General features: G+C 72.2%; 6 protein-coding genes. 1 reads left to right on the plus strand and 5 read right to left on the minus strand.

The genetic code is table 11. The features are described 5' to 3' along the window. Nucleotides 1-142: 142 nt before the first annotated feature. The 3 genes from ACFXMF_RS46465 to ACFXMF_RS46475 all read right to left on the minus strand — a co-directional run bounded on the left by ACFXMF_RS46465 (nucleotide 143) and on the right by ACFXMF_RS46475 (nucleotide 2,443). Nucleotides 143-1,063 (minus strand): anti-sigma factor RsbA family regulatory protein, encoded by a 921-nt coding sequence (locus ACFXMF_RS46465; protein ID WP_379992719.1) that lies wholly within the window; start codon nucleotides 1,061-1,063, stop codon nucleotides 143-145. Continuing rightward, nucleotides 1,060-1,401, minus strand: coding sequence for an STAS domain-containing protein (locus ACFXMF_RS46470; protein WP_360315489.1), 342 nt, complete (start codon nucleotides 1,399-1,401; stop codon nucleotides 1,060-1,062). The genes ACFXMF_RS46465 and ACFXMF_RS46470 overlap by 4 nt, the downstream gene beginning before the upstream one ends. Before the next feature lie 64 nt (nucleotides 1,402-1,465). Further along, nucleotides 1,466-2,443, minus strand: a complete 978-nt coding sequence (locus ACFXMF_RS46475) for an aminoglycoside phosphotransferase family protein (RefSeq protein ID WP_360315491.1) — start codon at nucleotides 2,441-2,443, stop codon at nucleotides 1,466-1,468. 377 nt (nucleotides 2,444-2,820) lie between these two features. Between ACFXMF_RS46475 and ACFXMF_RS46480 the strand changes: the two genes are divergently transcribed. Next, nucleotides 2,821-3,657 (plus strand): undecaprenyl-diphosphate phosphatase, encoded by an 837-nt coding sequence (locus tag ACFXMF_RS46480; RefSeq protein ID WP_360315634.1) that lies wholly within the window; start codon nucleotides 2,821-2,823, stop codon nucleotides 3,655-3,657. A 148-nt stretch (nucleotides 3,658-3,805) separates the two neighbouring features. On the opposite strand, the gene ACFXMF_RS46485 is transcribed toward ACFXMF_RS46480, so the two are convergent. Next, nucleotides 3,806-4,522, minus strand: a complete 717-nt coding sequence (locus ACFXMF_RS46485) for a hypothetical protein (protein WP_380021269.1) — start codon at nucleotides 4,520-4,522, stop codon at nucleotides 3,806-3,808. 77 nt (nucleotides 4,523-4,599) lie between these two features. After that, nucleotides 4,600-4,953, minus strand: coding sequence for an ATP-binding protein (locus tag ACFXMF_RS46490; protein ID WP_355529903.1), 354 nt, complete (start codon nucleotides 4,951-4,953; stop codon nucleotides 4,600-4,602). Nucleotides 4,954-5,504 lie beyond the last annotated feature (551 nt).

Below are 5,504 nucleotides of genomic sequence, written 5' to 3' on the forward strand. Positions count from 1 at the left end.
CCCGGATCGCGCGGGTCGCGGGGGCGCCCCCCCGGGGGGGGGCGCCGGGGGCGTGCGCGGCGCCCCCGCCCTCGGTTCGTCGCGATCCGGCGGGCGAGGCGCCTCCCCGCCGCTCCCACCGAGACCAGCCGGGGCCGGACGCCTAGCGCGCCAGCCGCAACCGGACCGTCGTGCCCGTTGCCTCCGTCGAGCGGATTTGCACGAGGTCGCAGATCTGGTTGGCCATCCACAACCCGCGGCCGCCGTCCTGCTCGGGCGTGGGGCGGTGGCGGCCGGCGAGCGGATCGACGATGTGGCCGGCGTCGCGGATCTCGCAGACGAACGAGGCGCCCTCGGTCCAGACCGCGACCGTGCCGCGGCCACCGCCGTGCACGATGCTGTTGCCCGCGATCTCGCTCACCGCCAGGATCGCGTGGTTGACCTGCGCCCGCGACGCGTCGGCCATGGCGCGGCGGACCAGCGAGCGCACCTCGGCCAGTTCGCCGGAGCGGAACGCCAGGCGGTCGGCGTGCCGGGGCACCGCCGGCAGCTCCGGGCCGACCAGGGTCGCGGCGAAGTCCGTCGCGGCGAGCTGTATCCCGTCCCGCTCGACCGCACCGGTCAGCACCCGCGGATGCGACTGCCGTACGCCGTCGATCACTTCCCGGTCGAGTGCGGAGACGTCGTACGGACACAGGAGCTGCCAGGCCAGGTCGTCGAACGCGAGGTTGAGCAGCGCCTCGTGGTGTCGGCACTCGACGATCTCCTGGGCGGACCGGCCGGCCCAGATCGGCTCGCCGATGCCGCGGAACACGCGGGCCCCGTTGCGCTCCGTCCAGTCCTGCCAGACCGGGATGATCCGGGCCGGATTGCGGCCCACCCGCTCCATGTCGATCCAGGCCACCCGGTCGGCGTCCGCGCCCAGTTCGTCGCGCAGCGCGCCGGCTCGCGGTTCGATCACCGCGACGCCGACCGCCTCGTCGGCGGCCAGGCCGGCCCGGACGAAGTCGGCGGTGCGCTCGACGAACTCTTCGATGCCCGCGTAGAGCAAGGCGTCGTGCCGGAACATCGTCGCCGTCGTCATCGGGTCTTCACCTTCTCCAATACCAAACCCGGGACCCGGTCCCATCCGGCGAGCCGAACGAGCACACACAGTTCCTCGGACGCACGATGCACGACCAGGCGCCTCCCCGGCTGGATCCGCACCGCGGCCTCGACCAACGTACGTATGCCGGCGACGTCGATGAAGCGCAGCGACGACACGTCCACGTAGAGGTCACCGGTGCCGCCGGCGGTCTGCTCGACCAGGGCCGAACGCACGTGCGCACAGTTGTCCAGGTCGACCTCGCCGAGCAGGCGCACGCCCGGTGGCGGCCAGGTCCGCTCCACCCGGAGCACGCCGTCCGCATAGTCGACACCCATGCTCGTCCCTCCCACCCGCCGATCGTCGTGAGCAAGCTACCCAACACCGCCCGTCCGACACCGCTCACCTCAGACGTCGCCGCAACCACAGCAGTGCACCGTGTGCCTGGGCCCGTTGGAACGGGCGCAGCGTCGGCAGCCCGGGCGGGGCGGGCCGCAGGCAGCTCGCGGCGAAGAATCCGGCGGCGGCGGCCAGTACGGCGGTGATCCGGTCCGGGTCCACCCCTCGGGCCGCCAGGTGGGCCTCGATCAGGTCGACGGCCGGCTCGCCGTTGTGCATGATCACGCTCGGCGCCATCAGGACCACGTCGAACCACGCGGCGCCGCGGACCGCCCACGGCCAATCGACGAACACCACCCGGTCCGGGGTGAGCAGAATGTTGTCCGCCCGCAGGTCGCAGTGCACGAGCGCGGTTCCCTCGGCGGCGCTCGGCCAGTGCGCCTCGTGCGCGGCGAGCCGGTCCAGGTGGGCACGCGTCCACGGCCCGAACGACTCGGGGTCCACGCCGCGTGTCCAGGCGCCGAAGGTGCGGCCGAACGCGTCGACCACCGGGGGTACCTCGACGGGGGACGGATCCAGCGCGGCGGTGAGTTCGCGCTGGGCGGTCAGGACACGTTCGAGGTCCTCGGGGCGCCACGGCTGGGCCGGGGTGTGCCCGTCGACGTCCTCGAACGCCAACGCGACCCAGCCGTCCAGGTCGACCTCGGCGAGCAGGCGCGGTACGGGGACGGCGGCCGGCAGCGCGGCGGTGATCCGGGCCTCGGCGCGGTGCAGATCGGGGGCGTCGGGGTTGGCCTCGGCCCCGACGGCCTTGACGAACGCGCGCCGGCCGTCCGCGAGTTCGACGCGGGCGGCGACGCCGGGGGAGAATCCGCCGCGCTGGGTCACGGCGCGGGTGACCGGGGCGCCGAGCCGTGCCTCGACGGCGGCCCGCAGTCCGGCCGGCGCGGCCTCCCAGGCCATCCGGACGCCGGCGGCCTCGGGAGGCGACGACGCGGTCGGCGGGGTGGACGGGGTCTCGACAGCGCCCTGATCGCTCATGCCGCCAGGATTTCGATCGCACCCACTCCCGGGCAAACCCTTATCAGCGCCCACCATCCGTGCCCGCCACCCCTGCCCACCGCCGGGCATCACGCGCCTCGGGGCCGATGCTCGCCCTCCGGCCGGCGCGGCACCGGGCCGACGTTATCGACGAGCGGCGCGCGGGCCGGCGCCCGGCGTCGGGCGACGAGCCGGTACGCGGTGACGCGCCGGCGGGGCGCACCCGGCCCACCAGGCAGGGGATTCGTATCGGCGGTTCGGCCGTTACCGTTCCGTCCAACTTCGGCCATGTGATGTCCACCTGACGCACCGTGGACCGCCGCTACCGTTGCCGGCATGATCCGCATCCCTCTTTCGTCCCTCGGAGTCGTCCGGTGATCGGTTGGTTCGAGGCCGTTGTACTCGGCTTGGTCCAGGGGCTCACCGAGTTCCTGCCGATCTCCTCCAGCGCGCATCTGCGCATCGTGTCGGCGTTCGCCGGCTGGGAGGACCCGGGCTCGGCGTTCACCGCCGTGACCCAGATCGGGACGGAGACCGCCGTCCTGATCTATTTCCGCAAGGACATCGGCAACATCATCGGCACCTGGGTGAAGTCGCTGTACACCCCGTCCCTGCGCGGTGAACTCGACGCGCGCATGGGCTGGTACATCATCGTCGGCACGTTGCCGATCGGGGTCCTGGGCCTGGTGTTCCAGGACACCATCGAGACCACGTTCCGCGACCTGCGGCTGATCGGCACGACGCTGATCGTGTTCGGTCTGATCCTGCTGGTCGCGGACCGGATGGCGCTGAACAACCGGGGGATGGACAAGCTCAACGGCAAGGAGTCGTTGATCTACGGCTTCGCACAGTCGCTCGCGCTCATCCCCGGCGTCTCGCGTTCGGGCGGTACGGTCACGGCGGGTCTGCTGATGGGCTACCGGCGCGAGGTTGCGGCGCGCTACTCGTTCCTGCTGGCCATTCCGGCCGTGCTGGCCTCGGGTGGCCTGGAGTTGTTCAAGATCGGCGAGGGTCCGGCACCGGCGTGGGGGCCGACGATCCTGGCCACCGTGGTCGCGTTCGTGGTCGGCTACGCGGCGATCGCGTGGTTCCTGAAGTACATCAGCACGCACAGCTTCACGGTGTTCGTCGCCTACCGGGTGGCGCTGGGCCTGGTCGTCCTGGGCCTGGTGATCTTCGGCGTGCTGGAGCCGACGGCGGGCGCGACCGAATAACCGCCCACCCGCCTTCGGCCGTCGGCACCGCTCGACCCGAACCCCTTCCGCCGGTCCGACGCCCGGGCTCGCCGCGTATCCGCCTGCGGCGAGCTCGGGCGTCGGGGCGTCCGCCGGACTCGGATGCGCGGATCGCCCTCCGCCGCTCTCACTCGTCGCCGAGCATGGCGAAGGCGAAGGCCAGGCGACGGTCCACCCAGGGGACCAGGACACGGACCGGTAGCCGGCGGCCGTCCGTGGTCATCACGAGTTCGCCGTCGGCCTTCCAGCCCAGGACACGTGGGCGGACCGGGCCGAGTGAACCGTCGGGGCCGGAGAGCAGGGTGTCGAAGGTGAGGCTGAGCGCGGTGTCCGCCGTGTGCGCGGCCAACCTGCGTGGATCGCTCGTGGTGAAGAGGTTGCGGCCGACGATCTCGGGCCGGCCGGGTTGGTCGATGCGCCACGTGTGCTTGAGCGGCCGACGGGCGGGCGGGATCCGGCGAATGGTGCCGACCGGTTCGCCGTCGGCGGCCCGGACCCGGTCGTGGCGTACGCCGTCGATCGTCTCGGCGGCGTCCACAGTGCAGAGCAGGTCGCCGTCCGGCAGGTGGAGCGAGCGGCGGTCGTCGCCGGCGAACGCGCACGGGGTGAAGAAGGCGCCCGACCCACCGCCCCGGAGGACGCGGATGCCGACCTTCGTATCGAGCGCGGACTTCGCGGCGGCGCGTGCGGGGGACGAGGCGAGCGGGCCGTAGGTGAACGCGCTCACGCTCCGCCAGTCGGTCGGGTCGACGCTCGTCGGCGCGTCCGCGTCGGGTATCGCGTCACCCGGTGTCGTCGGGGGTCGCACCGCATCGGGTTGCCCCCTGCGCCTGCCGAACACCATCCGAGCCCCGTCCTCCCGCGTCACGACACGTCGATGGGCGCTGTGCGCCGGTACGCGTCCGACCGTATCGGGAGCGCTCAGTCCTCCTCGAAGCCGGCACACACCGCCTTGCGGCCACTGCTGCGCAGCTCCACCTTGAACCGCTGGGTGAGCGCGGCGACCACGAGCAGGCCGCGGCCGGCCTCGGCGTCCTCCAGTACCTCGACGGGAGAGGGCAACGAGCACGGCAGACAGTCGAGTACCTCCACCCACAACACCCGGCCGTGCAACGACGCGGAGACCTCGTAGTCGCCGTAGTCGCCGGCGTGTTCGACGGCGTTCGAGGCCAGCTCGGAGGTGACGCGGACCGGGTCGTCGGATTCGAAGCCGACCCGCTCGCAGAAACGCCGCACATGCGCGCGGGCGGCGGAGACGGTCTGCGGTTTCGACACGAGTCGCACAGTCGAGCGCGTTCTGGACACGGTGGTGGCCACGTCTCCCCCTCCGGTCGGTCGGGCTGCCGAGAGCACCGTGATCGAATACACCCTGGAAACGGGCCCGAACTGCGATTATCGGTCGCCGAACGTCCGCGATCCGGTAGGAACCGCAGCAAGATCGGTGAACCACTTGGAAGTTACCGAATCCGAGCGCCTTCCGGGCGGATCGCTTGGCAAAGAAAACCGCGATTCGGATCGGACAACCCGCACGTATCACGTCAACCAGCCATCGGCGCCCGGCAGTTCACCGAATCCGCAGGTCACGGCCACCTTACCGACGATACGACGGAAGCGGGCGGTGGCGGGGCGGTGGCGAAATCACGGAATGGGTCGGGCGTGCCGGGCAGGCGTGAATGGGCGTGGAACGGCGCTCGTCGGGCGAGCCGATGGGCGCGTCGGGGGCGTGCGGATCCACTCCGCGGAGTGATGGTGCCCAGGTGGCGGGCGCGGCGGGTGGGTGCGGCGGGATTGCGGGCGGCTGGTGGTCGTGCCCCGCAGGCCCGGAA

This window comes from Embleya sp. NPDC059213 (genome assembly GCF_042754445.1).
Lineage (GTDB): Bacteria > Actinomycetota > Actinomycetes > Streptomycetales > Streptomycetaceae > Embleya.